This is a genomic window from Sporomusaceae bacterium ACPt, assembly GCA_041428575.1.
GTDB lineage: Bacteria > Bacillota > Negativicutes > Sporomusales > Sporomusaceae > Sporomusa_D > Sporomusa_D carbonis.
Genome location: CP155570.1, coordinates 867602 through 892922 on the forward strand (window position 1 = coordinate 867602; position 25321 = coordinate 892922).

A 25321-nucleotide genomic window follows, 5' to 3' on the forward strand; every position below is an offset into this window, starting at 1 on the left:
CCTTACTGGAAATTACGCTATCCGGTGGATCTAATTCTATTATACGAGGAGGAGAATAAGCTAAATGATAATTGTGGGTGAATTGATCAATTCCAGCCGTAAGGCCATTGCTGCGGCTATTGAGGCTCAAGATGTCAAACAGATCCAAAAAGTAGCCCAAGATGAGTTTGCGGCAGGTTCCCATTATATTGATGTCAATGCCGGCATTTTTGTTGGAAAAGAAGCCGAATACCTCAAATGGCTGGTCAAAATTGTGCAGGAAGTAGTGGATGCGCCCTGCTGCATTGACAGCCCGGACCCGAAATGTGTGGAGCAGGCGCTGGCAGTGCATAAGGGGACGGCAATGGTCAACTCCATTTCTCTGGAAAAAGACAGGTATGATGCTTTATTACCGATCGTCGCCGGCACCGACCTCAAGGTAGTGGCCTTGTGCATGAGTGACGAAGGAATGCCGGAGACCATGGAGGCTAGATTAAGAATTGCTGATAAGCTGATTAACAACCTGGTCAAAAACAAAGTACCTTTGGACAACATCTATGTAGATGCCTTGGTCCAGCCGGTGGCTACCAGTGACTCATTCGGTATCGAATTTTTGGATGCCGTTCAGGCTATTACCACTAATTATCCGGGAGTGCATACTATTTGCGGGCTGTCCAACATTTCGTACGGTTTGCCCAATCGTAAATTTATGAACCAAATGTTTGCAGTGATGGGTATTGCCAAGGGGTTAGACAGTTTGATTATTAATCCGCTGGACAAGGCGATGATGGCCAGCATAGTAACGGCAGAAACACTGGCCGGACGGGATAACTTCTGCTGCAACTATCTTGAAGCTCACCGGCGGGAAGCATTTGTCTGGTAGCCATTGCAGCGGTAAAGGAGCTGTCTCCAGCACTATGGGGACAGCTTCTTTCTATGCAAGAGTAGAATACTAGGAGGGAAAAGGAATCTATGCGTATTTTGCTTTTTGGCGGTTTTTTAGGTTCTGGCAAGACTACAACTATTCTGCAGGTAGCGAAATACCTAACTTCTATTCGCCAGGAAACGGTAGCCATTATTGAAAATGAAATCGGGGCAGCCGGGATTGACGATAAACTTTTTTCTAATAGTGGTATGCAAGTAAAACGACTATTTGGCGGCTGTGTGTGTTGCCAAATTACCAGTGACTTACTAAGAGCCATTGATGAAATTCATGCGACCATCAAGCCGGAGTGGTTGATGATCGAAATGACCGGTCTGGCATTTCCCTCCAAAACAGCCAAAGAGATCAAAAAATATAGTACGGTCTATTCCGCTTTCAAAACAATAACACTTATTGACCGCGGACGATGGTCGGAACTGAAGTCTACGTTAGAACCGCTTGTTATTGGACAGGTAACAGGGAGTGATCTGATTGTTCTTAATAAAGTGGATCTTGCGGGTGAGGATACACAGAAGATTGTAAGAGATCTCCAGGAATTTGACGCCAAAATGAAGATTGTGAGTACCAGCGCAGCAGCGGAATTGCCTCTTGCCGTGCTTGAGGAGGTCGTCTGTTGTGAACAGTAATGCGAATTCTGTGTTAGCTACCCAGGTCATGGCAAGTTTACTGCGATTGAGGAGGTCGTTTGCTGTGAGTAGGGATGCAACGGTTTTTAGCCAAACTCGTCGTATTGTGTTTGAAAAATCCCTGACAACCCCGGAAGTTGAAAGACGATTGCGAGACTTTATAAGATCAGTTGGAAAAGCACTATCCCATAATGAGATTATTTTGGGCCATATTAAAGTGTTAGCCAAATTGCCGGAACCGGCGGCGGAACATTTTCTCGTTTTGTCACTTACCAGGTTGGACCGGGTAGATGTGACTCCCTCAGATTGTTGGCGCAATCGAGACGGAGTGATCCTGGACAGTTTGGAACTATATGTGAATGTCCTTGTTTTTGAACACACGCTGAGCGCAGTGAAAAAAGTGGTTAATGACGCGTTAAAGGATCTGGGGGGAAGTGTCTCGAGAATGCCGGGCAGATCTTCCCAAAAAAGGGGCGTAGTTAATATATTGTGATTCCCTAAGATAGATCTCGATGAGGTGCTTCACAATAAAAATGTTATCCTTAGTAACGGCGGGACTGGCCTGAATCCTTGTAAAATAAGGATTCAGGTTAATTTTTTGTAGAATTGTCGCGATGTATAATACGCTTTTATCCTGTTTCATCCTACAATTATGATGATGAAAGGTTTTTTTAATTAATTGATCAAGTCTTTTCATTTGGTTTATGAGCTCCATTTCAATGAGCCTGTTTTTTGCATTATTCTTTACTGTGGAAATCACGGCTTCGACGCTACCGGTTTCGTTGAATAAAGGCCTTAAATTAACATCGAAATACTGGAGTCCATGCTGGGTAGGAAACATAGTTTCAATGATCAACGGTTTTCCTGAGGTAATTACCGCTCCTAGGTTTTGCTCAAATTTCTCCATGATTTCGGCCGGCATTCCTAACTGTCGCCAATGTCTTCCGATCATATCGGAAGGCTTCATTCCGAGACTCCGTGCTCCAGATATGCTAACAAACAAGATAATGCAATCTTTATCCCCAATATAGGTTTGATTAAAGGAAGCCTGAAAATCAGAATCCAGCTTTTTACGGAGGATAACCATTTCTTCAAGCCGCTCATCGGCAATCTTTAAGGACGTTATATATTTTTGGATGTTACCTACATGAACGATCTCATCCGAATTTTCCCCTAGTAGCGTTGAGACCGTAGTATTTAGATTACGTCCCAAGATGAAGTGGGGCAGTTAGGTACAGCCCTAAACACGATGATTACAAATTTACGCAGGCTTATCAAGCACGTATCGGAAGCAGCCGAGCAGGTTGCGGCTTCGTCGGAGGAACTTACGGCAGGTGCCGAACAATCCGCCCAGGCGATAGCCGCAAGTTGCCTCTTCACACGAGAGTGATAAGATAAGCAAGGATGCCGCCAGTCAAACCCAGACTGTATATTTGCCTTACATCCTATCCTCCGTCAGTCTTATTCTACCTGATTTCGAGACAGGCTCCAATGTTGACTTTTCCGCATCTTCGGAATTCATTACCAGGATATACTTGTTCCGGTTCAAATTGTATTAAGTAAATAGACATATTATGGATAATAATGAAAATCCTGCAAAGTTTTGGGAACCTGCAGGATTTTGCAGTTTCATGGTAATACCTGCCCCCGATACTGTTCTTGTCTTGAACATTTGTTCGTGATATTATTTAACTATAGAAAACTAACCAATTCTGAGGCCGAAGGGTAATGATGTATGTCTGCAAACAGAGTGGTAAAAATTTCAGTACGGAATTTAGTTGAATTTGTGCTTCGGTCCGGAGATTTGGTAGCAACTTTTACCGGTAGCTTGCGTATGATGGACGGGAGCAAAATTCATCGTAAAATTCAACAGACGCAAGGTTCAGAGTATGAGCCGGAGGTAAGTTTATCGATATTGGTGGAAAGGCCTGGCGTGACATTACATATCAGCGGGCGGGCTGACGGCGTGATAGTCACTAAGGATGAAACCGGTAACGAACAGGTGACAATTGACGAAATTAAGTCAATAACTGCCGATCTTGAAGGAATTGAGGAATGTTATAATCCGCTGCACTGGGCGCAAGCTAAGTGCTATGCTTATATCTATGCAGTACAGCATGGTCTTGAAAAAATCAATGTTCAGATTTCCTACTGTCAGGTTACTACATTAGAAATCAAGAGTTTTAAACAGTTGTACTCTGCGGGAGAGCTGGCAGAGTTTTTCAACCAGCTGATAACTCAATATGTAATGTGGGCGGAACGGGTGGGAGACTGGATAGAAGTACGCGACAATTCCGCCCGGCTGTTAGACTTTCCCTTTGCATCTTTTCGGCATGGCCAGCGGCAGCTGGCTGTTGCTGTATATAAGGCATTGAGTATGGGGCTTAAGCTGTATGCCCAGGCGCCTACCGGCACAGGCAAGACAATGGCAACTATATTTCCCGCTGTCAAGGCCATGGGAATGGGACATGTAGAAAAAATTTTTTTCCTCACGGCTAAGACGGTAACACGCCAACTGGCAGAAGAAGCCTTTGATAGGCTGCGGCAAACAGGTTTAAAATTTAAAACTTTGACATTGACTGCCAAAGAAAAAATATGCTTTATGCCTGGAGCGGCGTGTACTCCTGAAGAGTGCCCATATGCGGAAAAGTATTTTGACAAAATTGGCCCGGTATTGAACGACTGCTGGCGGCTTGAAGCTTTTACCCGCGAAGTAATCGAGCAATATGCCCGCAAGCATATGGTTTGTCCGTTTGAATTGTCCCTGGACTTGGCCGTGTGGGCCGACGCAGTCATATGTGACTATAACTACGTATTTGACCCGGCCGTCTGTCTCAAACGTTTTTTTTATGAAAATAACGGGCAATATTGTTTTCTTGTTGATGAGGCCCATAATCTTGTTGATCGGGCACGTGAAATGTTTTCAGCAAAAATAATGAAGCAGACTTTCCTTGATTTAAGGAAGGATGTTAAGGAAAAGCTGCCACGGCTGGCTAAAGCCGCAGGGAAGATAAACTCGTATCTGGTGAAGATTGGGAAGCTGTGTGTGGAAAAATCGGCAGTGGGACAACCTGACTACTGTGTGCGAGAAGAGCCGTTAACTGATATCTTGCCACTGCTAAGAAAGTTTGCAAGTTTGGCCGAAGAGTGGCTGGCCAGCAATGAACCGGCAGATTTTCGCGAAAAACTTTTGGATACTTATTTCGAAGTTAATGCGTTTTTGCGGACTTCTGAGATGTATGATGAAAGATATGTGACGTACGTCGAAAAGGCGGGAAAGGACGTAAAACTCAAGCTCTTTTGCGTTAACCCTTCGGAGTTATTGCGGCAGGCTTTGGCGCGGGGGCGGGCGGCAGTCTTTTTTTCTGCTACTTTAACACCGCTTAATTACTTTTTGAAAATGTTGGGCGGTGCCGAAGGGGATGGAAAAATAGCAGTGCCTTCTCCGTTTACTCATAACAATCTATGTTTGCTTGTGGCTGACAATATTAGCACTACTTATAAAACACGGGAGAAGACTTATGATGTTGTTGTCGAAAGCATAACTGCGGCAATTGGCGCCAGAACCGGAAACTATTTGGTATTTTTTCCGTCATATCGGTATATGGAGGAAGTGTATCAGCGGTTTTGTTTGAAAAACCCGTTGATACGGGTGATCCGGCAAGTTGGTGAAATGACGGAAGAGGAACGTACCGAGTTTTTACGCCAGTTCTCCGGTGACAACGCGGCTACACTTGTGGGATTTGCTGTACTTGGCGGGGTATTTGGCGAAGGGGTTGATCTAACCGGCGAGCGGCTCGTCGGGGCTGTTGTCGTCGGCGTGGGCTTGCCGCAGGTTTGCCTGGAGCGGGAAATTATCCGGAACTGGTTTAATAAAGATAAATACCAGGGATTTGAGTACGCCTATGTTTATCCGGGAATGAACAAAGTCCTGCAAGCGGCGGGGCGGGTAATTCGTACCGAAGATGACCAGGGATTGGTCCTCCTGATTGACGATAGGTTTTCTCAGCCCAGGTATAGGAGGCTATTTCCGCGAGAATGGCATGGAGCCATAAATGTCAAAAGCGTTGGCAATATTGCTGATGCGGCAAAAGAGTTTTGGGCTAAGGGATAAACTGCAGGAGCTGACCTAATTGGCTTTTAGGTCAGCTCCTGCAGTTTAGCGGTTAAAATTAGCGAAATCCGGTATATTTCTGTGCAGGTTTCGCTTTTTCATTTGTTTTGTACAATACAATCTTTACCGCAACTGTCACAAATGACATACGCTTCAGTAGCTTTGGGCCTGCAACTTCATTAACGATAATTTATATCTATTATAAAATAGTCATTGTATATTTCCAATCTATTGTTATAAATGTTAAAGTACTATTGTAATCATCATTCACAAAGTATATAGTATCCAATAAAGATTTACAGGCGTGTTGTTAGTATAAGCGTAAGTCAAGCGCCAGCGGTGGAGCGTTACTAACATCACGCCTAGAAAAGAATCTTTATTGGATTTCATATAGTTATAAAATGATATTCATAACAATGCTGATTATCTGATATACTAGGCAATCTAAAAAAATACAAGAAATGAGTGATGAATTTGAAACATGTAGTAATTGTTGGTGCTGGATTTGGCGGAATCCGGGTCGCCAAAGTTCTTGCCCGGTCAGATATAAAAGTAACGGTTATAGACAAACGCAATTATCACTTGTTTCAGCCGTTGCTTTATCAAGTATCTACAGCTGGTTTATCGGTTGACGATATTGCCTACCCGGTGCGGGCAATTCTCAGCAATTTTCCCAATGTCCATTTTCACATGGATGAAGTGATAAATGTCGATTTTGCTAAGCAATGTGTGATCGGGAATATGGGGAGTGTTGACTATGATTATCTGGTTTTGGCGCCTGGCGGAATGACCAATTACTTTGGAATGGAGAGTGTCGCAAAACATAGTTATGGACTAAAAAATCTTGATGAAGCTGTATCGATTCGAAACCATGTTTTACGTAAATTTGAAGAAGCAGCATTTGAAGAAAATCCAGATAGACAAAAAGCGCTTCTCACCTTTGTCATAGTCGGAGGAGGACCAACCGGGGTGGAATCAGCCGGTGCTTTGTCTGAATTAATCTATCATGTCATGGCGAAGGAATATCACAACATAGATTTTACACAAGTTCGTATTGTACTGATTGAAGCATCGGACAAATTGCTTGCGGCGATGCCTCAGGATTTAGGCGAGGCAACCCGGGATATTCTATCTGAAAAGAACATTGAAGTTCGGTTAAATGTTCAGGTAGCCGATTATAACGGTGAACAGCTAACTCTTACAGGCGGAGAAACAATTCAAACGCACACGGTAATTTGGGCGGCTGGAGTAAGGGCTGCTGATTTATTGGACAAGTTGCCCGTACGCCAAGGTCACTTGTGCCGGGCGGTAGTAAACGAATATTTGCAACTGCCTGAGCACCCGGAAGTTTTTGTTATTGGCGATGCGTCGCACTTCGAACAAAACGGACGGCCGCTGCCCATGATTGCGCCGGTAGCCATTCAGCAGGCCGATGTAGCTGCTACAAATATTTTGAATAGGATTAATGGTAAACCGTTACAACGATTTGTATTTAAAAGCGTAGGAAACATGGCGACAATCGGCAGAAATGCTGCTGTTGTCCATATAGGAAATATAAAGCTGAAAGGTTTTTTTGCCTGGCTGCTTTGGTCGGTGATCCACATTTGGCGGCTCATTGATTTTCGCAACCGCACAGTAGTCTTCATGAAATGGATATGGGACTATTTGTTTTATGAACGAGCAGTACGAATTATTACTCGGCAATAACTTTGACTGTTAAGAATACTTTGTTTCAAACGGCCAATCGACTACTTGGAAAACTCCTAGCAATTTTGTGTCAGGAATTGCGGACAATTTTCAACGGCACTTGGGGAATAAATAGTCTACCCTGGTAATTTTAAATAGAATTTGTAACAAAACGCTAGCGAGCACCGGAACGAAAATTATGTGATACGGACTAATATTTGCTTGTGGCACAAATATTCCAAAGTGCTCAATAACCCAGTTCAGTCCGACGATTACACCGATGCCGAGAGTCCGGTAGCGGAAAGGCAGCTTTAGTCCCATACATAGAACTACCGTGGCGCTGACTATAAGCTGATATATACTGATCAAGACGTTCATCATTTTGTCTGGCTCATCAAGTGGTAGGGATGCCATTTGCATTGTAAAGAGCTGCCCGCCTCGGTTTACGGCAAATGTAATGGCGCTTTGGAGCGCGAAATACGTAAAGTGAATGATGAGAAGGCGGAATAGGAGTGGTGGCCGAGATTTGTGGAGATTGCTCCAAAGCCAGGCACTTATAGCATATAAGACAATGAGTCCAATCCCCGTATAGATGGATTTCCACCAAAAATGCTGATAAATGCCGAGCGAGGTAAAATACCAGTCGATGCCGGTAAAGAGGGCAGCAAAACATAGGATGAAACGCCAAGAAAGTGAAAAGGCACTGATAAACACTGCCGAGGCCGGAATGATGAAAAAATCTGATATAAATGCGCCGGCAAAATTGTCCGCCGCTGCCGGTAAAATGCCCGGCAAATATACGTATCCATTCGTTGTAAGCACAACAACTTCGAATGGATGAATTAGGCTGAATATGCTTAGGTGCAGTACTAGTAACTTCCAGTCTCTGCGATGTTGTAAAGCTGCTATCAGTAAGACAAGACTGGCAACAACAAGTCCGTAATACCAGTATGTCCCAGACACACTACCACCCCATATGCAAAAAATTTAGATCGTTAAAACAATTGTCTCCACATGCGCTGAGGATAATGTATCTGTTAAGATGCCGTCTTTTGAGTCTAAGGGAATTTAGTCAGGCAATCAAAAAAATTCGGATGCAGCAAGATGAAGCATCCGAATTTTTTTGATTTGCTTATATTTTGTTTACCAGTCTTTGAATCAAATATAGCAGATAGCCGCTGTCTATGTACAGCTTATTATTTTACCGGCTTTTTTATGTTGGTGTGAATTGCTTATTTTCATAGGATAAATTGAAGGTATTCCCGTTATTTGTGACCGGGATGCACGAAAATGCTTTTTTTTATTGCTATATGAAATCCAATAAAGATTTTTTTCTAGGCGTGATGTTAGTAACGCTCCACCGCTGGCGCTTGACTTACGCTTATACTAACAACACGCCTGTAAATCTTTATTGGATACTATATAATTATAGCAGGGATATTGTTCTGATGAAAGAAAATACTATAACTTACTAACGGTATTATGGAATTTTGCACATGGTGATTATCGACACATAGGGACATGGCAACTATGAAGAAAGTGACAAAAAACTGGTGGAATCAAATTGTATTTTAGGAGATGTGAGAATTGATTCAGATAAGGCGGGCAGAAAACTATGATTTCGATGAAATCTGGCCCATCATGCATGAAGCCTTTTTAAAAGCGGATACATATGTTTTTTCTCCTGATACTTCTAAAGAAGAAGGCTTTCGTATATGGATGGAGACCCCTTTGGCTACATATAAGCAATAGAAAACGAACAGGTAGTGGGCACTTATTTTTTGAAGCCAAACCAACCTGGTTTAGGTTCACATGTTTGCAACGCTGGATACATTGTTAGTTTCAAAGCGCGTGGAAAAGGTATAGGTAGAACCATGTGCGAGCATTCCCTAAAAGAGGCAAGGACATTTGGATTTAAGGGAATGCAATATAATTTTGTAGTAGCTACCAATGAAGTGGCTGTTAAACTTTGGAAAAAATGTGGCTTTAACATAGTTGGTACACTGCACAATGCTTTTAATCATAAAGAAAAAGGATTCGTAGATGCTTATATAATGTATCAATGGTTTGGTTAATAAAGAGATATTAAGTTTAGTTTCAATGGTAGCCAGGTATTTTGACTAGTATGTGCCAGCCGGCTTTGAAGACTTAAAATTTTACTCAAAAAGGAAGCTAGCACTTTTATACAAGTACTGGCTTCCTTTTTACTTAGCCTACGCAATATTTCTTCAGTTCTCATTATATTATATTTGATTTAACAAAACGCAATAATGCAAGGCCTGACCCCCTTATGGTAGGGCGCGGACCTCGATAACTTTCCAGCCGCGGTCGCCGGTTCTTTCCAGAAATACATCAAATAGTTTTTCGGTATCATGTTTGGTTACTTCGACAATAGCTTTATGGCTTGACAGGGAAAGGAGGCTGAAAGAATCGAGGTAGCGGTTAAAACCGTAGAGGGCGGCGTTGTCTTTGATAAAATCCACAGGGCTGTTGAGATAGTAGACATAATCAGTATGATAACGGTCATTATCACTACGATAATAAATACGCCCGTCCTGATACCATGCCTGATTTTCGTCAGGACTTGGCCAGCTATGCCTGTGCTCATGCCAGCCCCGGCCTGGAGGGTCATTCCTATCTTTATCCCGGGTTTTCTCGGCGATAACTTGCCTTACGGGTTTTTGGACGTCTTTATCAGCCAGTGTTGTCTGATTGATAGTTGTAGGAGGTAATGTTGAGGGACTTTCAGCAGCAAAGGCTTTTGCGGCCGGGATACCGGGCAAAAAAGCTCCTGTCATAATGGCTGCGCCGGCTACGGCGGCGGCGTAGTGTTTATATTTGCGGCGAAGATGATGACTGAGCTGCCTGCGTTTAGCTGATTTTCTTTCCAATTGTTTCTCCCCCCTCATTTTTTATTTTTAGTGTTCCATGCTTTCGCTGTCATAATCCTGGTAAATATAGTGACAAGGATAGCAAAAGCCTAACTAATCATTCTAATATAAAAATTGGAAGAAGCAAAGCAAATCGCCGGTATCAGTGATACGCTTAGTTGTATCATTAGTACCGGCGATTCGTATTTTTTATAGGGGAATATTGCCATGCTTTCTAAACGGCTTTTTGACAAATTTATTTTGTAACATTTTTAGAGCAGAAATAATACAGGGTCTTGTTTCTTCCGGTTCAATAATTTGGTCGATATAACCTCGTTCGGCGGCTTTATAAGGTGTTGCAAATTCTTCGATATATTGCTGCGTTTTTTCTTTCACATCCGGGTCATTACGAAAGATAATATTAGCCGCTCCCTCCGGGCCCATTACGGCAATTTCAGCACTGGGCCAGGCAAAAACCATATCGGATCGCAGATGTTTGGAGCACATACCGATATAGGCACCGCCATAGGCTTTGCGGGTAATTAACGTGATTTTGGGGACAGTAGCTTCGGCATAGGCATAGAGAATTTTAGCTCCGTGCCGGATGATGCCGCCGTGTTCCTGAGAAATGCCCGGCAAAAATCCAGGAACGTCTACTAAAGTGATTAACGGAATATTAAATGCATCACAGAACCGGATAAAGCGGGCGCTTTTATCGGAGGCATTGATGTCCAGGCAGCCTGCCATAACCTTCGGCTGGCTGGCGATAATTCCCACGGTTTGACCAGCCATGCGGGCAAAGGCGGTAATAATATTGGGTGCGAAGTAGCGGTGAACTTCATAGAATTCTCCATAATCGACAAACAAGCCGATGATATCTTTCATATCGTAAGGAATTGATGCATCGTCAGCGATAATGGTATTAAGGGCCGGTTCGATCCGGGTGGGGGCATCCTGACACTCATAGCGTGGGGGCGGCTCCGTATTGTTGCTGGGCAGAAAGCTAAGCAAGTAACGGATGTGTTCAATACAATTCTCATCATTGTCGGCGATGAAATGAGCAACCCCGGAGATTTCATTGTGGGTCACGGCGCCGCCTAGTGTTTCGGCTTCTACACTCTCATTGGTAACTGTTTTTATTACTTGGGGGCCGGTAATAAACATTTGACTGGTTTTACTTACCATGAAAATGAAATCGGTAATCGCCGGGGAATAGACAGCTCCACCGGCACAAGGGCCCATAATAACCGATATTTGAGGAATTACTCCGGAAGCGAGGGTGTTGTTGTAAAAGATATCGCCAAAACCCGCCAGGGCGTCGGGTCCTTCTTGTATCCGTGCACCGCCGGAATCATTAATGCCGATAATGGGCGCTTTGGCTTGCATGGCCAGATTTTGCACCTTTACAATTTTGGCCGCATGCATCTCCCCCAGTGAACCACCAGCGACGGTAAAATCCTGGGCGAAAACAAACACGAGGCGGCCATTGATGTGACCATATCCAGTCACTACCCCTTCACCGGGATAGTCTTGTTTTTCCATGCCAAAATTAGTGCAGCGATGTTTAACAAATTTATCTATTTCAACAAACGTACCCGGATCAAGAAGTTTTTCAAGCCGCTCACGGGCAGTGAGTTTTCCGCTTTGATGCTGTTTTTCGATACGTGATTTTCCGCCGCCGCCTTGAATGATTTCATGGCGGTTTTTTAAATCGGAAATTTTTTCATTTACGGTAACCATAGACCCTCCGTATTAAAGGTAGTTTATATAATAAAGTATTAGTATATGGTACTAAATTTATTATAGGCAATTCATCAGAGATTGTCTATGACCGACTTGATAAGAGAATCGAAGCTAATATGGAAAAATTAGACTATTAGGGGCAATATGGAGTAAGAAAGCCTGCGACGCGGTTATATAAATTTTGTAATCCGCCAATCTCGCTGACATTAAACAAACGTTCAGCAATACAGGAAAGTAAGGTCTGCCAATAGATTTAGAAACTCTTAACCACATCGTACAACAGTTTGATTTTGTTCATGCTGATTACCTCCTTAGTTTGTTTGAGGTTATTGTAATAAGAAAAAATTAACCGGTTTTAAAGCATTCTTAAATTTTTATAAAAATGATTAAAATCTTTTTAAAGTGACGTGAGAAACTTATTCTATTACCTTTTTTAGCATGTCAAGATCTTTGATTTTTACAGATGAACGATAAAATTCAATGATACCTTCGTCGCGCATGCGGCCGAGCTCTCTGGATAAAGCTGTCCGGGATACATTGAGAAAATCCGCTAAATCGTTACGGTTTAACGTCAGGGTAAACGTCTTTCTGGCTGATACCCTGTGCTGCTCCAGAAGATAGGTACTTATTTTTTCGCGCATTCCCTTAATTGACAGATACTCGACTTTCCGGTTCAGCAGGATTGCCTTCTCCGATAGTATCGCCAGCATATTGGTGATAAGTTGTTTGTGGCTTGCGCATACATTGGAACACGTACCCATGATTTTTACGGATGGTAAAAACATGACTGAACACTCAGTCTGGGCCACTACGGAAACAGGCCAATTCTTTATTGTGGAAAATGCAATCATCTCCCCGAAAATGTCTCCTGATTCCAGCATGGTTAGGGCAATACGGCTACCTGCCGCATTTTCCTTTATTACCGTTGCCTTGCCGGTAAGAAGAATGCCCAGCCCGGTAAAACTCTCACCGCCAACGGCAATATAGTTATTCTTAGGGTAAGTACATACTTTAGGTTGCAAGCAGCCGAGCACAGCAGTCAGGGCCTCGGCGGAAATGCCGTCAAACAGCGGTGAAGGCGTAAGTGCCGCTAAAATATTATTATCCACAACTTACCACAACCTTACTTTTGGTAGCTATGGCTACCGATTTATTGTTTTTATTATATTACAATGAATTTGAAAAGTACAAGATACCTCGATTGACTGCCTTACACCGAACAACGCAGATTATGTGGAAAAGTTGACTACAATTCTGGAAACCCATGAAGTTTAAGATAAATTAAGGAGGAGTAAAAATGTCAGACATGTTTTGTTTCCAATGTGAGCAAACCGCCGGAGGAAAGGGCTGCACCAAAATCGGTGTTTGCGGTAAAAAGCCTGACGTTGCCGGCAAACAGGACGAACTTACTTGCGCTCTCATTGGTTTGGCGCGCGCCGCCGCCGGGAAAACCCCCGGCAAACTGGCTGATGCACTCGTGTTGCAAGGGCTGTTTGCCACAGTAACTAATGTGAACTTTGATAATGCCCGCATTACCGAACTCATCAATCGTGTTCACACCGAAAAAGCCAAATTAAATCCGAACGCGCAGGATTTCCCTGTGAGCACCCTGTGGACCGGCAATGAAGATATTGTCTCACTTAGATCCACACTGCTGCTTGGTCTGCGTGGCATGGCTGCCTATGCCTGGCACGCCCATATCCTGGGTAAAACCGATGACGAAGTTACCGCCTGGTTCTACAAAGGACTGCGCGCTCTTGGCGAAGAACACACTGCGGAAGAATGGCTCAATCTGCTGATGGAGTTTGGACAAGTAAACTTAAAATGCATGGGTTTGCTGGATGAAGCCAATACTTCGTCCTACGGCCACCCTGTACCCACCAAAGTTCCTACCCTGGTGGAAAAAGGCCCGTTCATTGTCATCACCGGCCATGACCTCCATGATTTAAAACAACTTTTAGAACAAACCGAAGGCAAAGGCATCAACATTTACACCCATGGCGAAATGCTGCCGGCCCATGCTTATCCCGAATTGAAAAAATACAGCCATCTGAAAGGAAACTTTGGCACTGCCTGGCAAAATCAGCAAAAAGAATTTGACAACATCCCGGCGCCGATCCTGTTTACCACCAACTGTCTCATGCCGCCTAAGGCCTCCTATGCCGACAGAGTGTTTACCACTGATGTGGTCGGATATCCTGGTGTCACCCATATTTCTGAAAGCAATGGCAAAAAAGATGCCTCAATCATCGATAAAGCTTTGGAATTGTTTGGTCTTGGCTCCCAGGGAAAAAACAGTTTGCACAAAGATTTTACCCCGGTCATCAATAAAGCATTGGAACTGGGGGGCTATAAAGAAGATAAACACTTTACCGGTATCAATGGTGGCACCGAACTAATGACCGGTTTTGCCCGCAATGCTGTGCTGGGTGTGGCTGATAAAGTTATTGACGCCGTCAAAGCCGGAGCTATTAAGCACTTCTTCCTGGTAGGCGGCTGCGACGGAGCCAAACCGGGCAGAAACTACTACACCGAGTTTGTGCAAAAAACACCTAAGGATACAGTGGTTTTGACCTTGGCCTGCGGCAAATACCGGTTCAACGACCTGAATATTGGCGATATCGGCGGTATTCCCCGTATCCTGGATATGGGGCAGTGCAATGACGCCTACTCCGCCATCCAGGTTGCAGTAGCCCTGGCCAAAGCCTTCAACTGCGGTGTCAATGACCTGCCGTTGACGCTGGTGCTGTCCTGGTATGAACAAAAAGCCGTATGCATATTGCTTACCCTCTTGGCTCTCGGCATCAAAAACATTTATATCGGGCCGTCTTTGCCGGCGTTCTTGTCCGGCAATGTCCTGAACATCTTAGTCGAAAAATTTGCGTTGAAGCCCATCAGTACTCCGGAAGAGGACATCAAAGCCATTCTGAGCCGCTAATAATAGTTTACAACCAGAAAACTTGCAAGCGCGAATGAGTCTGTAAAACAAGTGGACGATGCAAAAGGCGGTGAATATTCACCGCCTTTTGTGCTCCTGACAGAAAGTATAACTCTCTGCCAGGATAAGGGCAACATCGGCTTCCGCTTTCGCCAAAGGCTCGGCGCAAGCCGTGTTTTCTTTATAAAGTCCGGCACTAGAGCGAAGGAGGATGAATAGACGATGGTTGGTTACCGAATGACCAAAACTCAGTTTGGTCAATACCTGGAACATTTAAAAGCAAGATATGTACTGTTTGCCCCTGTAGTGTTACAAGGCAAAGGGAGTTTTACCGACACCGATTCGTTACGCTATCAGGAAGTCAGCACTTTACAGGAAATTGAGTTTAAACAAAAGTCTCATTTTTCAGCCAGGGAAGTCCTGCTGCCCATTACGCAAACCTTGTTCTACTTTACAGAAGATCACTGGCTGGAGCCAAAGGTTGAGGATAAAAAGATTCTGCTCTTTGTACGAAGTTGTGATATACATGCCGTAAAACGTCTTGATGAGATATATCTCAGGAATGGCCGTGAGGATCGGTATTATAAAGCAATGCGGGAAAAAATTCATTTTTGCCTCATGGAATGCTCCGCCAGTTTTCCCAATTGTTTTTGCGTGAGTATGAATACCAATCATACTACCGATTATGATTGGTTTATCAGACCTGAGGATGAAACCGTAGTTATCGGAGCCAAACATGAGGATTTTGCCGGTTACTCTGGTGAGACGGTCATAGTGGAACCTCAGTTTGTAACCAGTAACGAAACACAACTGGCCGTGCCGGAACAACTGCCGGCCTCAATTGTCACCGCCGGTATGTGGCAGGAATATTCTTCACGGTGTATCGGCTGCGGGCGCTGCAGTTTTGTCTGCCCGACCTGTACCTGTTTTTCCATGCAGGATATCTTTTACCAGGATAACGCCAACGCCGGGGAAAGAAGACGGGTCTGGGCTTCTTGTATGGTGGACGGTTTTACCGATATGGCCGGAGGTCATGCTTTTCGGAAAAGTCAGGCTGACCGCATGCGTTTCCGGGTTATGCATAAATTCTATGATTATAAAAAACGGTTTGGCTATCACATGTGTGTCGGCTGTGGCCGTTGTGACGATATTTGTCCCGAATATATCTCGACTGCCAATTGCGTAAATAAAATCAATACCTACAGCAAGGAGGCCGGACAATGAGTAACATGTATAGGCCGGTAGCCAGCCGGATTCTCAAGATCATCCCGCACACCGACATTGACTATACATTCATTATGGAATACTCCGGCATGGTAAGGCCCGGACAATTCTTTGAAGTCTCTATTCCCAAATACGGTGAAGCGCCCATTTCCGTCAGTGATATTGGGGAAAATTACATCGGGCTGACCATCCGCCGTGTCGGCGTTGTCACCAATACCATTCATAACATGCAGCCCGGAAACAGACTGTTTCTACGGGGGCCGTACGGTAACGGGTTTGACCTTAACCTGTATAAGGGTCGGGAAATCATTGTGGCTGCCGGCGGTACCGGATTGGCCCCGGTAAAGGGAGTCATTGATTATTTTGCCCACCATCCCTCAGAAGTCAAGACATTGACCTTGCTGGCGGGATTTAAGTCGCCCGGGGACATTCTGTTTAAAGAAGATCTGCAGAGCTGGCAAACACAGCTTTCTGTTACAGTTACCGTTGATAAGGCCGGTGACCCTGCCTATCAGGGGTGCACCGGGCTTATTACTAATTATGTTACCGGCTTGCCGATAGACGATAGTGCCGGCGTACAGGTCATAGTGGTGGGACCACCGCTCATGATGAAGTTTACCGTGGCGGAATTCCTCAAACGCGGTGTTAGGGAAGAGAATATCTGGGTGTCGTATGAGCGGAAGATGTGTTGCGGTGTGGGCAAATGCGGCCATTGTAAAATCGATGACACCTATATTTGTCTGGAAGGCCCGGTATTTAATTATTCCCAGGCCAAAACTCTGATTGATTAGGGGGGGAGCAGGGCAGTATGAGCATGGATATCAATACCAAACAATTGAAAAAGAATGCCTTCCGGGTAACCAAGGAACGGAACAAAACAGCGGCGCGAATCAGAGTACCGGGAGGACACCTTGAAGCTAAATATTTAACTGTCATTCAAAAGATAGCTGAGACTTACGGTAATGGCGCAGTTCATTTTACGACCAGGCAAGGGTTTGAAATTCCCGGTATTGCTATGGAGAAAATCCCTGAGGTCAATGTCCTGTTGCAACCGGTCATTGACGGACTGGGCATCAACCAGATAACTCCGGACACCGGTTATCCGGCAGCCGGCACCAGAAATGTGGCAGCCTGTATCGGTAGCCGGGTGTGCCCTTTTGCTAATTATGATACAACTGCTCTTGCTCAAAAAATTGAAAAAGTGGTGTTTCCGAATGATTATCATGTTAAAATTGCTTTAACCGGCTGTCCGAATGATTGTATTAAGTCCAGAATGCATGACTTCGGCATCATCGGCCTCAATGAGCCTCAGTATGATGCTTACCGCTGTGTCGGTTGCCAGGCCTGTGTAACCAACTGTAAAAAACGGGCGGCCGGCGCCTTGCGATTCACTAACTTCAAAGTAACCCGGGATGTTGACAAATGTTTAGGGTGCGGTGAATGTGTAATTAAGTGTCCTACTGGTGCCTGGACCAGAGACCGGAAAAAATTGTACCAGCTTGTCATTATGGGCCGGACCGGCAAGAAGAATCCCCGCATTGCCCAGCCATTCATCAAATGGATCGATGAGGACAGCATTGTCAAAATCATCAAGAATACCTATCTCTATATCGACCGGTTTATTGATAAAAATGCTCCCGGGGGCAAGGAACATGTAGGTTATATTGTTGACCGTACAGGTTATCAAGTATTTAAAGAATGGGTGTTGAAAGATGTAGTGCTAAACCCCGAAGCCCAGGTAGCCGAGTCCATTAGCTGGTGACATCTGTGGACAGTTGAAAACCGTTTCTGTTGGAAGAGCTGATGGCCAGTGCTGAACAGTCAGCTCAGGCTGCGAATCAGGTTACCACTGCGATTACCGGTGTTGCGCAGGGTACCGAGAAACAGGTACAGGCGGTTAACACATTGGCTGCTGTAGTAGAGCAAATGTAGACAGGTATTCAGCAAGTGGCAGCTAATGCCAATACAGGAGCAATCGGCCTCCATGGCCTCCAGCCAGGCTTTGGCTAAGATGCTGAGAAATTGCAAAGTGCTGTCGGAAAATTTACAGTCTATATAGTATCTAATAAAGATTTACAGGCGTGTTGTTAGTATAAGCGTAAGTCAAGCGCCAGCGGTGGAACGTTACTAACAACACGCCTAGAAAAAAACTTTATTGGATTTCATATAGAAGGTGTTATTGGTGATGGAAGTATCATTCTTAAAAAAATACTTCATTGTTTGGCCGGTAATAATGGACTATAATACAATTGAGGTGTGTCACTCATGCCTTTGATTTGTCTCTGGACGGCTTTGTTCATGAGAGCCAACCGGACGCGAGTGAAGAATTACCGTTGGAAATTAGATGAGCTTCAGGTGGTTATCGTTTCATAAAAGATGAGCCCCAATAGCTTTTTAGCTTTGGGGCTGAATACATATTTTAGAAAAATTTTTTTGCTTGAGCTAAAACGGCTTCTTGTTTTTCTAAAGAAGGAAGCATGTCAGGAGTGATTTTTACGCCTTCTCCGTACATACGAACAGCAAAACTAATTGGACAAGTTTCTCCTTCCCCGCATACTAGACAAGGAATAGTTCCTTGGGCTACCAGAACATCGATATCCTGAATGCCATGATAAACCTGAAAAAAGGTCTTAAGATTATTGATTGCAGCATCTTGATGGCCTCCTCCGCTGACCACAGCTAAAATAACCTTTTTTACGTTTAGTTTAATGCCCTTGTGTCTCAAGGCAAACCATCTTTCTAAAAATGTATGGGTTAAAGCATTAATGCCAAAAGCTGCACCATAATAAGTAGTAACTCCTAATATCAGGACTTCAGCTTCCTTTACCGTATTTTCAATAGTATTCCAGTCATCATCTCTTTTACAGTGATTGTCCTGTATACAACCGAAACAGCCTCTGCAGGGTTTGATATCTAAATTTCTTAAGGCAATAAAATCCTGTTCTTTCTCTCCTGAACATTCCATAATCAATTTAACTAGCTTCTCAGTAGAACCTTTACTTGTAGGATCGCCACTAATACCTAAAATCTTCATATTTTTCGCCTCCATACTAGCTGATTTGAAACACTTATCATCATATATTGAAATTAATATATAGTCTGTAAACTGTTTTACAAGTATTTATGAAATTGATTGCTGTTCAGTAATAATTAACCGGAAGGCTGGCGGCAACTGAAACCACAATCTGAAGTACAATTTCACTGTTCTATATGTTACATAGGAAAAGGAGATTGACATGACAAAAGAAATTCCTATTACCGGCATGACTGATATTAAAATTGGTAATGCGCAAAATTTGGATGCGGCAACCGGCTGTACGGTTATCCTGTGTGAACAGGGCGCTGTAGCCGGGGTAGATGTCCGGGGAGGAGCACCGGGCACGCGGGAAACCGATCTTTTAAGACCGGAAAACCATGTGGGAAAAATTCATGCCGTTTTGCTGACAGGGGGCAGCGCGTTCGGATTGGATGCCGCAGCGGGAGTTATGGCCTATCTTGAAGAAAAAGGCATAGGTTTCGATGTTGGTGTGACTAAAGTGCCGATTGTGGCAGGTGCTGTCTTATTTGATCTGAATTGTGGCGACCATCGGGTAAGGCCGGACAAGAAAATGGGTTATCAGGCCTGTATTGCAGCCGAGCGGCAGATCTTTGACGAAGGTTCGGCCGGCGCAGGAACCGGAGCGACAGTCGGCAAGTTTTTCGGAATGAACCATGCAATGAAAGGCGGTTTGGGTGCATATTGTCTTAAGGCCGGCGATTTATTAGTCGGTGCGGTTGTGGCGGTCAACTGCCTGGGGGATGTCGTCGATCCCTGCAATGGACAAATTCTAGCCGGAGCCTTTCAGGATAATCCCTTTGTTTTTTTAAATAGTGAAAATGGCATGATCCAGCAATACGCACAGCCGGGCAATCTATTTTCCGGTAATACGACGATTGGAGTCATTGTCACCAATGCCGTCATGACAAAAGCGCAAGCTAATAAAGTAGCCTCAATGGCACATGACGGGTACGCGCGCACGATGCGCCCGGCTCATACAATGGTGGATGGCGATACCATCTTTTCTCTTGCACTGGGGCAGGTCGCGGCAGATATTAATGCAGTCGGCCTCTTGGCGGCGCGCGTCGTCGAGCAGGCGGTCATCCGGGCTGTGAAGCAGGCGACACCGCTATGCGGCTATAAATGTTACCGTGATTTTGTATAAGTTTTGCATAAGTATCGTTGGCATTGGCCGGAACAAATAACCGCCTAAGCCTTTATTGCTATAGGATTAGGCGGTTATTTGTTTTGCATTGACGGTTTTACATTGATGACTTGTTTAACGGTTCAAATTTTCGCGGTTCAAAAGACCGGATGATTTTCCGCACCAGCGGGTCCCAGTAACTGCGTTCACTGTCGGTTGTTAACAGAAAAGCGGCAGACATGAACCCATTGGCATCAAAAGCATACCATTTCACATAATACGGCAGGGTTAACCCGTACATTGAAACTACGAATCTTGCTCCCAGGCCGTATGCCTGCCGGTCATTGACTTTCAAATAATCAGGGCGGGTGAATTCAAGAAAGGTTACACCGGCGTTATTTTGTTGGTGACTTACGGCAAGCTGTTTTTTTATTTCCTGAGAGAAAGAGTTGATCCTGGTTTCCAGTTCTTGCCGTTCCTCATCGGAAAGTTTTTTGGAAAAATACATTTTGTCACGCATGTTCATGGGCTTGTCGTCCCGGTAAAAAGCCATAACCGCCGTGCGGTAAGCCTTACCGTCATTCATGGTAACCTGGTACATTTGAAAGTTTGCGTTTTTTAACAGGGCGAACGGATCGGCTGGCGGTACAGGAAGGGGTGTTGCCGGTTTTTTAACCTTTGCGTTGGCTTCTTTCATGATTGTCGACAGCACCTGCAGCATGTCTGCCGTTTGCCAGCCCTCAGGTACGGAAAATGCGCCAATCTTTTCAATTTGCCAGTTGACAGGGTTTGCCGCATGTGCGCTGATACTGCCGGTGAGCAATAACAGGCAAGATAAAGACATTATGAGAAACCAGTTTTTTTTCATTTCGTTAGTTCCTCCGGTGAGATATTTTGCTAAATCCAGCAATAGGGAGATTGCAATTTATTATTGTAAATTATTCAAGAAAATATAGCGATTTCCTGCCCTTGTATTGTATTTGTGGTGTCAATTTTTACTGCGGCAGTAGTGGCTATTGCCAAATTGCGGCATACTGAGATTAGGTAAGTTGTCAGGAAATACCTATGTATTTGTATATGCCGTAAAAGGGGTACACCGATGGTGCTGCAACTACTACACTTGTTTACTAAACGGAATTTTTTATGGGCAGTTGCTATGCTGTGCACAGCGTTGGTGCTCATGTTTTGGTGTTTCATAATCCGCTGGAACAACCGAACTATCTGACGGTAGAGGTTAGTGGCGACAGTCTGCAGATTAAGCTTTCAAGATTAACGGCGAGGTGCTTGATATATGGAACAAGACAGCTAAATGAGCTGTGGTTTTTACGGCGTTGGCATAAAATTGGCCCCGCACAGTAACCGGCGAGATGTTATCGGATAAAAAGTTCATATACTATCTTAATGAAAAGGGCTTATTATCATTAGCGTTGCATTAAATTAAATCAAGCTTGTCAAGCCTAAATTTTACGCTAAGGGAACTAGTGTCACTCCAGAAATTGTTTTGAATATTCTGTCTTGGTTCCTCTCCTGGATTATGTAAAAACGCTGGAATAAAGGTAACCCTTTATCCACATTTTTACATTATTCCTTTGGCCGCAATACGATTATAAGTACATTTCCTCCACGTTTACTACATCAAGTACCTGTGTGCCTTTTAAGTCGATTTCTTGCAGTATATCGGCGATTTCATCCCGAATTGATGGTTTTCGGCCTCTGCTGGTCTTTGTCGGTCCCCGGCTTAACGCGACTATCATTTCGCTAAAATGTCGAAACAGAAATGTTTTCACCGCCCGGAGTACATCCAACATGGAGCGCTTTTTTGGCAGTTGCTCTTGCAAGTCTTTTAGTAAACAATATCCGATTAAAGCAATCCATATCTGGCTAAACACGGCATTAGGGCTGGTTCCGTAGAACTTCTTTATCACCAGGTGCTGTTTTATCCATTTGAAAAACAGTTCGATTTGCCATCTGAGCCGATATATGTCACTGATCTCTTTAACTGGTAAAGTCATGTCGTTCGTCACTATTGTTACCAGGTTGCCATTTTGATCATGGGTTTCTATTAATCTTAGCGGGTGGGCCATCTGAGTGATATATCGGCAGCCTAAAATAACAATCCGTTCTTTAAGACCTCCGCCGCCGGTATTGCTGGTTTCCTCAAGCACTTCAATGTTGGCATTGCCCTTCAATCGGGAAACGAAGCGAATATTATTTTGGCAATAGACATCCCATTTTGCATAATCAACATAGCCCCGGTCGAAGACGTTTAAAACGTTGTCCGCAGTAACGATCAGCTCATCCATGACGTTTTTGTCGGCTTTTCGGGCTGTAGTAAGAACAGCGTGATCCGGGTAAGTATTGCCTTCGTGAACTACAATACTCTGATGGAGCTTTATGCCGCCTTTGGTCTTTCGGAAGTCAGCCCATAGAAACCGCGTAAGGCAAAGTGTTATTGTGCTTGAATCGATGACATTAAGTTGATAACTGGAAGAACCGGGGTTTCGGTTTTTTGCACGTTGCCAGACCGAAGTTTTGACCATGGAAAAGGTGGTTTCCCAAAATTGATGCTTGATGCTCCTTAGACGGCGGGACAGGGTTGATGAACTAATTGAGGTAAGATGCAGTACTTCATGGATGCGTTTGTCGCCGGTAACGAGGTTTGCGATGGAATGGAGAGATTCTTCACCCAAAAACTGAGCAATAACCATAAGGTACAACAGTTTTAAGGTTTTGGACTTCTTGACATAGCGATCACATCCGGCATCAAGACAAATTTGTTTAAATTTTTCGTACGGGAATGCTTCAAAGGCTTTAAAAAGTGTGGTTTTTGTGATATCCTTGTCCATGTATTGGCTCCTTATTTTAGAGACTATGGACAGGGTTACCTGCTCTAACTCTATTATAAGGAGTTTTTTCGTGAAATACCAGGACGAATATAGTAAAACCGCCAAACAATGCTGTTTTTCGTCTAATTTGAGCGAATTTAAGCTTTGACTATTTGAGACAATTTTATTGCAACGTTAATGGCTTATTATATGAATTCATACCGGCAAAAACGATTATATCTATATAGTATCCAATAAAGATGTACAGGCGTGTTGTTAGTATAAGCGTAAGTCAAGCGCCGGCGGTGGAGCGTTACTAACAACACGCCTAGAAAAAAATCTTTATTGGATTTCATATAGCTATGCGACTGGTGACGCCTGTTTGGCAAGAATTATAAAGCGACCCCTATAATCTATGGGAAAAAGAATACCGTTTAACCAGAGGCGCATTAGAATTTCATTGTTTTAGGTGTTACAACTTATTTAGATGGCAAATGTTTCGAGATGAAGCCAAACAAGTTATGACTGGCGCTGTAGGCCAACAAACAGTCCCTAAATATTTCCTGTTAATTATGGGTGATCGTTCTCTATGTCTGAATCGGTTGTGGCATAGCCCACAGCAGGATGTGAATTTAATCCAGGTCGGTGTGAATCTAAATTGACATGTCTCAATTAGTCTGGTAAAATTAACCTTAATGATGAGAATGATTATCAACATTGACCTGTTGGCTACGACTATAGCATACCGGCTATTAACATCCCAAGGTATGGGTTGTAAACATACCAGACAAAAATACAATACAAAGTAGGTAATCACAATGACCCGTCTAGAGCGTAATAAATTGTTTCGACAGAGAAATACCCGGAGAAAGCAAGGTTTCATATTCAAAATTTTGGGTAGCCTGATTTGTTGGATGCTTTTGTTTGAATTTTTTCAGCCGGTTATTTCCTCACCTAGCATTCCTAACCCTCACTCTGCGGAGTGCACAGGTAAGAAAGTTCGATTAGTATGGGAAGCTGTCCCGGACGCAGTGATGTACCAACTTGTGGTGATGAACAAGCCAGAGAGTATGAATGACAAGACCCATTTTGAAAGTGTCACTCTTTTAAAGGAAGTATATAATCCCGGGGTTGAATTAGACACAACACTTTTTACTGGGCAAGGGTCAATTTGGTGGCAGGTAAGAGCCTTGAATTTGGACCGGGAGCCTATTTCCCGTTTTACAGATCCTAAGAAATTGGAGGAAGGCGAATTTGACCCCGTATCACCATTTATTACCACTCATTTAGACAAGCTGGCTAGAGTTCCTCTATATCCTGCATATTCCTGGATTCCCGTTTTGAATGCCGATTCTTATGAGGTGCAAATTTTGTCTGGCCCAGTTCAGTCAAGTACCAATAGCCTGCCAGGCAATCTTAAGAAGAGTTACATAATAAAGGGAGCAGATTCTTTCGACTGTTACGATGTTGATGCGTTTACAGAGGAAGGCGTGTACTGGTGGCGGGTGATTGCTCTGGACGCAAAAGGGCAGCCTATAGGACAGTGGTCAAAGCCTCAGCCTTTTACGGTATCCCGCGAGGGTAATATTATAGCTGCTTTGGGTGACAGCGTAACACATGGTGGAGGGGCAATTTCCAACCCGCCTGGTATTCCGGCTTACGACTGGACAAGTTATGCCGGCTTTTCAATAAAAAATTTAGGGCGCAGTGGCGATACAACCGGTTCTATGTTGGCACGGTTTGACCATAATGTGATACCATTTCAGCCTAAAGTGCTTGTAGTTATGGGTGGGCTTAATGACATCCGCGCTGGAACGCGGGCGGTAGAAGTAATTAACCATTTAACAAAAATTAAAGAAAAATGTCAGGAAAATAAGATAATCCCTGTTTTTCTGACACTAACCCCGGTAAACCCTATAAATATAAAGCGTGTCTTTAACGAGGATACAAGCCCAAATTGGCAGGAGGAGTGGTATAAAGTCAACAAATGGGTAAGGGAGCAAACTTACTACGTAGATATTGCGCCAATGCTAATGGATAATGATGGCGTCATGCCAACTGAATTTGCTACCGATGGCTTGCATCCGGATACCAAGGGAAAAGCGTTGATCGGATATGCCGTTGGCGATTACCTAAGAAAAAATTTTGGCGATGTTATTAATAAATGAGAAGGTTTCGCTAAAATAGACATC

22 protein-coding genes and 1 pseudogene are annotated in these 25321 nt (G+C 43.9%); 15 read left to right on the plus strand and 8 right to left on the minus strand.

Features of this window, described 5'->3' with window-relative positions:
• Window positions 1–64 precede the first annotated feature (64 nt).
• Window positions 65–862 (plus strand): methyltetrahydrofolate cobalamin methyltransferase, encoded by a 798-nt coding sequence (locus SCACP_RS04250; RefSeq protein ID WP_425060164.1) that lies wholly within the window; start codon window positions 65–67, stop codon window positions 860–862.
• 89 nt (window positions 863–951) lie between these two features.
• The gene (locus SCACP_RS04255; protein WP_425060165.1) at window positions 952–1548 is read left to right on the plus strand and encodes a GTP-binding protein; all 597 of its coding nucleotides are present in this window, start codon (window positions 952–954) and stop codon (window positions 1546–1548) included.
• Window positions 1549–1963: 415 nt separating this feature from the next.
• On the opposite strand, the gene SCACP_RS04260 is transcribed toward SCACP_RS04255, so the two are convergent.
• Window positions 1964–2635 carry a PAS domain-containing protein gene (locus SCACP_RS04260; RefSeq protein ID WP_425061320.1) on the minus strand — a complete coding sequence of 224 codons (672 nt, stop codon included), beginning with the start codon at window positions 2633–2635 and terminating at the stop codon, window positions 1964–1966.
• Window positions 2636–2755: 120 nt separating this feature from the next.
• Here SCACP_RS04260 and SCACP_RS04265 point away from each other — a divergent pair.
• The 3 genes and pseudogenes from SCACP_RS04265 to SCACP_RS04275 form a co-directional block, all read left to right on the plus strand.
• Window positions 2756–2905: pseudogene (locus SCACP_RS04265) on the plus strand (HAMP domain-containing protein); the annotation flags it as partial.
• Between the two features lie 378 nt (window positions 2906–3283).
• Window positions 3284–5662 carry an ATP-dependent DNA helicase gene (locus tag SCACP_RS04270; RefSeq protein WP_425060166.1) on the plus strand — a complete coding sequence of 793 codons (2379 nt, stop codon included), beginning with the start codon at window positions 3284–3286 and terminating at the stop codon, window positions 5660–5662.
• A 468-nt stretch (window positions 5663–6130) separates the two neighbouring features.
• The gene (locus SCACP_RS04275) at window positions 6131–7369 is read left to right on the plus strand and encodes an NAD(P)/FAD-dependent oxidoreductase (RefSeq protein WP_425060167.1); all 1239 of its coding nucleotides are present in this window, start codon (window positions 6131–6133) and stop codon (window positions 7367–7369) included.
• 90 nt (window positions 7370–7459) lie between these two features.
• Here SCACP_RS04275 and SCACP_RS04280 read toward each other — a convergent pair whose 3' ends face one another.
• On the minus strand, window positions 7460–8311 hold the full coding sequence (locus tag SCACP_RS04280; RefSeq protein ID WP_425060168.1) for a hypothetical protein: 852 nt from the start codon (window positions 8309–8311) through the stop codon (window positions 7460–7462).
• A gap of 624 nt (window positions 8312–8935) precedes the next feature.
• On the opposite strand from SCACP_RS04280, the gene SCACP_RS04285 reads away from it, so the two are divergent.
• Window positions 8936–9100, plus strand: a complete 165-nt coding sequence (locus tag SCACP_RS04285; protein ID WP_425060169.1) for a hypothetical protein — start codon at window positions 8936–8938, stop codon at window positions 9098–9100.
• Window positions 9097–9423, plus strand: a complete 327-nt coding sequence (locus SCACP_RS04290) for an N-acetyltransferase family protein (protein WP_425061321.1) — start codon at window positions 9097–9099, stop codon at window positions 9421–9423. Before SCACP_RS04285 ends, SCACP_RS04290 begins: the two co-directional genes overlap by 4 nt.
• Window positions 9424–9636: 213 nt before the next feature.
• On the opposite strand, the gene SCACP_RS04295 is transcribed toward SCACP_RS04290, so the two are convergent.
• The 3 genes from SCACP_RS04295 to SCACP_RS04305 all read right to left on the minus strand — a co-directional run bounded on the left by SCACP_RS04295 (window position 9637) and on the right by SCACP_RS04305 (window position 13070).
• Window positions 9637–10239: a hypothetical protein gene (locus SCACP_RS04295; RefSeq protein WP_425060170.1), complete on the minus strand. Its 603-nt coding sequence runs from the start codon at window positions 10237–10239 to the stop codon at window positions 9637–9639.
• Between the two features lie 189 nt (window positions 10240–10428).
• The gene (locus SCACP_RS04300; RefSeq protein WP_425060171.1) at window positions 10429–11958 is read right to left on the minus strand and encodes an acyl-CoA carboxylase subunit beta; all 1530 of its coding nucleotides are present in this window, start codon (window positions 11956–11958) and stop codon (window positions 10429–10431) included.
• 419 nt (window positions 11959–12377) lie between these two features.
• Complete coding sequence (locus SCACP_RS04305) at window positions 12378–13070, minus strand: Crp/Fnr family transcriptional regulator (protein ID WP_425060172.1); 693 nt, start codon at window positions 13068–13070, stop codon at window positions 12378–12380.
• Between the two features lie 188 nt (window positions 13071–13258).
• On the opposite strand from SCACP_RS04305, the gene hcp reads away from it, so the two are divergent.
• From hcp to SCACP_RS04330, 5 genes are all read left to right on the plus strand, one after another.
• Entirely contained in the window at window positions 13259–14899 is a 1641-nt protein-coding gene (hcp, locus tag SCACP_RS04310; protein WP_425060173.1) for a hydroxylamine reductase, read from the plus strand.
• A gap of 222 nt (window positions 14900–15121) precedes the next feature.
• The gene (gene asrA, locus SCACP_RS04315; protein WP_425060174.1) at window positions 15122–16123 is read left to right on the plus strand and encodes an anaerobic sulfite reductase subunit AsrA; all 1002 of its coding nucleotides are present in this window, start codon (window positions 15122–15124) and stop codon (window positions 16121–16123) included.
• Complete coding sequence (gene asrB / locus SCACP_RS04320) at window positions 16120–16914, plus strand: anaerobic sulfite reductase subunit AsrB (RefSeq protein ID WP_425060175.1); 795 nt, start codon at window positions 16120–16122, stop codon at window positions 16912–16914. The genes asrA and asrB overlap by 4 nt, the downstream gene beginning before the upstream one ends.
• Before the next feature lie 17 nt (window positions 16915–16931).
• Window positions 16932–17885 carry a sulfite reductase subunit C gene (gene asrC, locus SCACP_RS04325; protein ID WP_425060176.1) on the plus strand — a complete coding sequence of 318 codons (954 nt, stop codon included), beginning with the start codon at window positions 16932–16934 and terminating at the stop codon, window positions 17883–17885.
• Between the two features lie 29 nt (window positions 17886–17914).
• Window positions 17915–18055, plus strand: a complete 141-nt coding sequence (locus tag SCACP_RS04330; RefSeq protein ID WP_425060177.1) for a hypothetical protein — start codon at window positions 17915–17917, stop codon at window positions 18053–18055.
• A 487-nt stretch (window positions 18056–18542) separates the two neighbouring features.
• On the opposite strand, the gene SCACP_RS04335 is transcribed toward SCACP_RS04330, so the two are convergent.
• Window positions 18543–19157 (minus strand): flavodoxin family protein, encoded by a 615-nt coding sequence (locus SCACP_RS04335; RefSeq protein WP_425060178.1) that lies wholly within the window; start codon window positions 19155–19157, stop codon window positions 18543–18545.
• A 202-nt stretch (window positions 19158–19359) separates the two neighbouring features.
• Here SCACP_RS04335 and SCACP_RS04340 point away from each other — a divergent pair, with 202 nt between their 5' ends.
• Window positions 19360–20325, plus strand: a complete 966-nt coding sequence (locus tag SCACP_RS04340; protein ID WP_425060179.1) for a P1 family peptidase — start codon at window positions 19360–19362, stop codon at window positions 20323–20325.
• 97 nt (window positions 20326–20422) lie between these two features.
• Here the strand turns inward: SCACP_RS04340 and SCACP_RS04345 are convergent, their stop codons facing one another.
• Window positions 20423–21172, minus strand: a complete 750-nt coding sequence (locus tag SCACP_RS04345) for a hypothetical protein (RefSeq protein ID WP_425060180.1) — start codon at window positions 21170–21172, stop codon at window positions 20423–20425.
• Window positions 21173–21447: 275 nt separating this feature from the next.
• On the opposite strand from SCACP_RS04345, the gene SCACP_RS04350 reads away from it, so the two are divergent.
• Window positions 21448–21663, plus strand: a complete 216-nt coding sequence (locus tag SCACP_RS04350; RefSeq protein WP_425060181.1) for a hypothetical protein — start codon at window positions 21448–21450, stop codon at window positions 21661–21663.
• Window positions 21664–21908: 245 nt separating this feature from the next.
• Here the strand turns inward: SCACP_RS04350 and SCACP_RS04355 are convergent, their stop codons facing one another.
• Window positions 21909–23150, minus strand: a complete 1242-nt coding sequence (locus SCACP_RS04355; protein WP_425057688.1) for an IS4 family transposase — start codon at window positions 23148–23150, stop codon at window positions 21909–21911.
• A 1031-nt stretch (window positions 23151–24181) separates the two neighbouring features.
• Here SCACP_RS04355 and SCACP_RS04360 point away from each other — a divergent pair.
• Entirely contained in the window at window positions 24182–25297 is a 1116-nt protein-coding gene (locus tag SCACP_RS04360; RefSeq protein ID WP_425060182.1) for an SGNH/GDSL hydrolase family protein, read from the plus strand.
• The last annotated feature ends 24 nt before the right edge of the window (window positions 25298–25321 follow it).

Excerpts from the sequence above, each read along its gene's own strand:
- SCACP_RS04275 (WP_425060167.1), top strand. The coding sequence starts at position 6,131 with ATGAATTTGAAACATGTAGTAATTGTTGGTGCTGGATTTGGCGGAATC.
- SCACP_RS04270 (WP_425060166.1), top strand. The coding sequence starts at position 3,284 with ATGTCTGCAAACAGAGTGGTAAAAATTTCAGTACGGAATTTAGTTGAA.
- asrB (WP_425060175.1), top strand. The coding sequence starts at position 16,120 with ATGAGTAACATGTATAGGCCGGTAGCCAGCCGGATTCTCAAGATCATC.
- SCACP_RS04255 (WP_425060165.1), top strand. The coding sequence starts at position 952 with ATGCGTATTTTGCTTTTTGGCGGTTTTTTAGGTTCTGGCAAGACTACA.
- SCACP_RS04340 (WP_425060179.1), top strand. The coding sequence starts at position 19,360 with ATGACAAAAGAAATTCCTATTACCGGCATGACTGATATTAAAATTGGT.
- SCACP_RS04360 (WP_425060182.1), top strand. The coding sequence starts at position 24,182 with ATGAACAAGCCAGAGAGTATGAATGACAAGACCCATTTTGAAAGTGTC.
- SCACP_RS04300 (WP_425060171.1), bottom strand. The coding sequence starts at position 11,958 with ATGGTTACCGTAAATGAAAAAATTTCCGATTTAAAAAACCGCCATGAA.
- SCACP_RS04260 (WP_425061320.1), bottom strand. The coding sequence starts at position 2,635 with ATGGTTATCCTCCGTAAAAAGCTGGATTCTGATTTTCAGGCTTCCTTT.
- asrA (WP_425060174.1), top strand. The coding sequence starts at position 15,122 with ATGGTTGGTTACCGAATGACCAAAACTCAGTTTGGTCAATACCTGGAA.
- SCACP_RS04350 (WP_425060181.1), top strand. The coding sequence starts at position 21,448 with ATGGGCAGTTGCTATGCTGTGCACAGCGTTGGTGCTCATGTTTTGGTG.
- SCACP_RS04355 (WP_425057688.1), bottom strand. The coding sequence starts at position 23,150 with ATGGACAAGGATATCACAAAAACCACACTTTTTAAAGCCTTTGAAGCA.
- SCACP_RS04250 (WP_425060164.1), top strand. The coding sequence starts at position 65 with ATGATAATTGTGGGTGAATTGATCAATTCCAGCCGTAAGGCCATTGCT.
- asrC (WP_425060176.1), top strand. The coding sequence starts at position 16,932 with ATGAGCATGGATATCAATACCAAACAATTGAAAAAGAATGCCTTCCGG.
- SCACP_RS04345 (WP_425060180.1), bottom strand. The coding sequence starts at position 21,172 with ATGAAAAAAAACTGGTTTCTCATAATGTCTTTATCTTGCCTGTTATTG.
- hcp (WP_425060173.1), top strand. The coding sequence starts at position 13,259 with ATGTCAGACATGTTTTGTTTCCAATGTGAGCAAACCGCCGGAGGAAAG.
- SCACP_RS04335 (WP_425060178.1), bottom strand. The coding sequence starts at position 19,157 with ATGAAGATTTTAGGTATTAGTGGCGATCCTACAAGTAAAGGTTCTACT.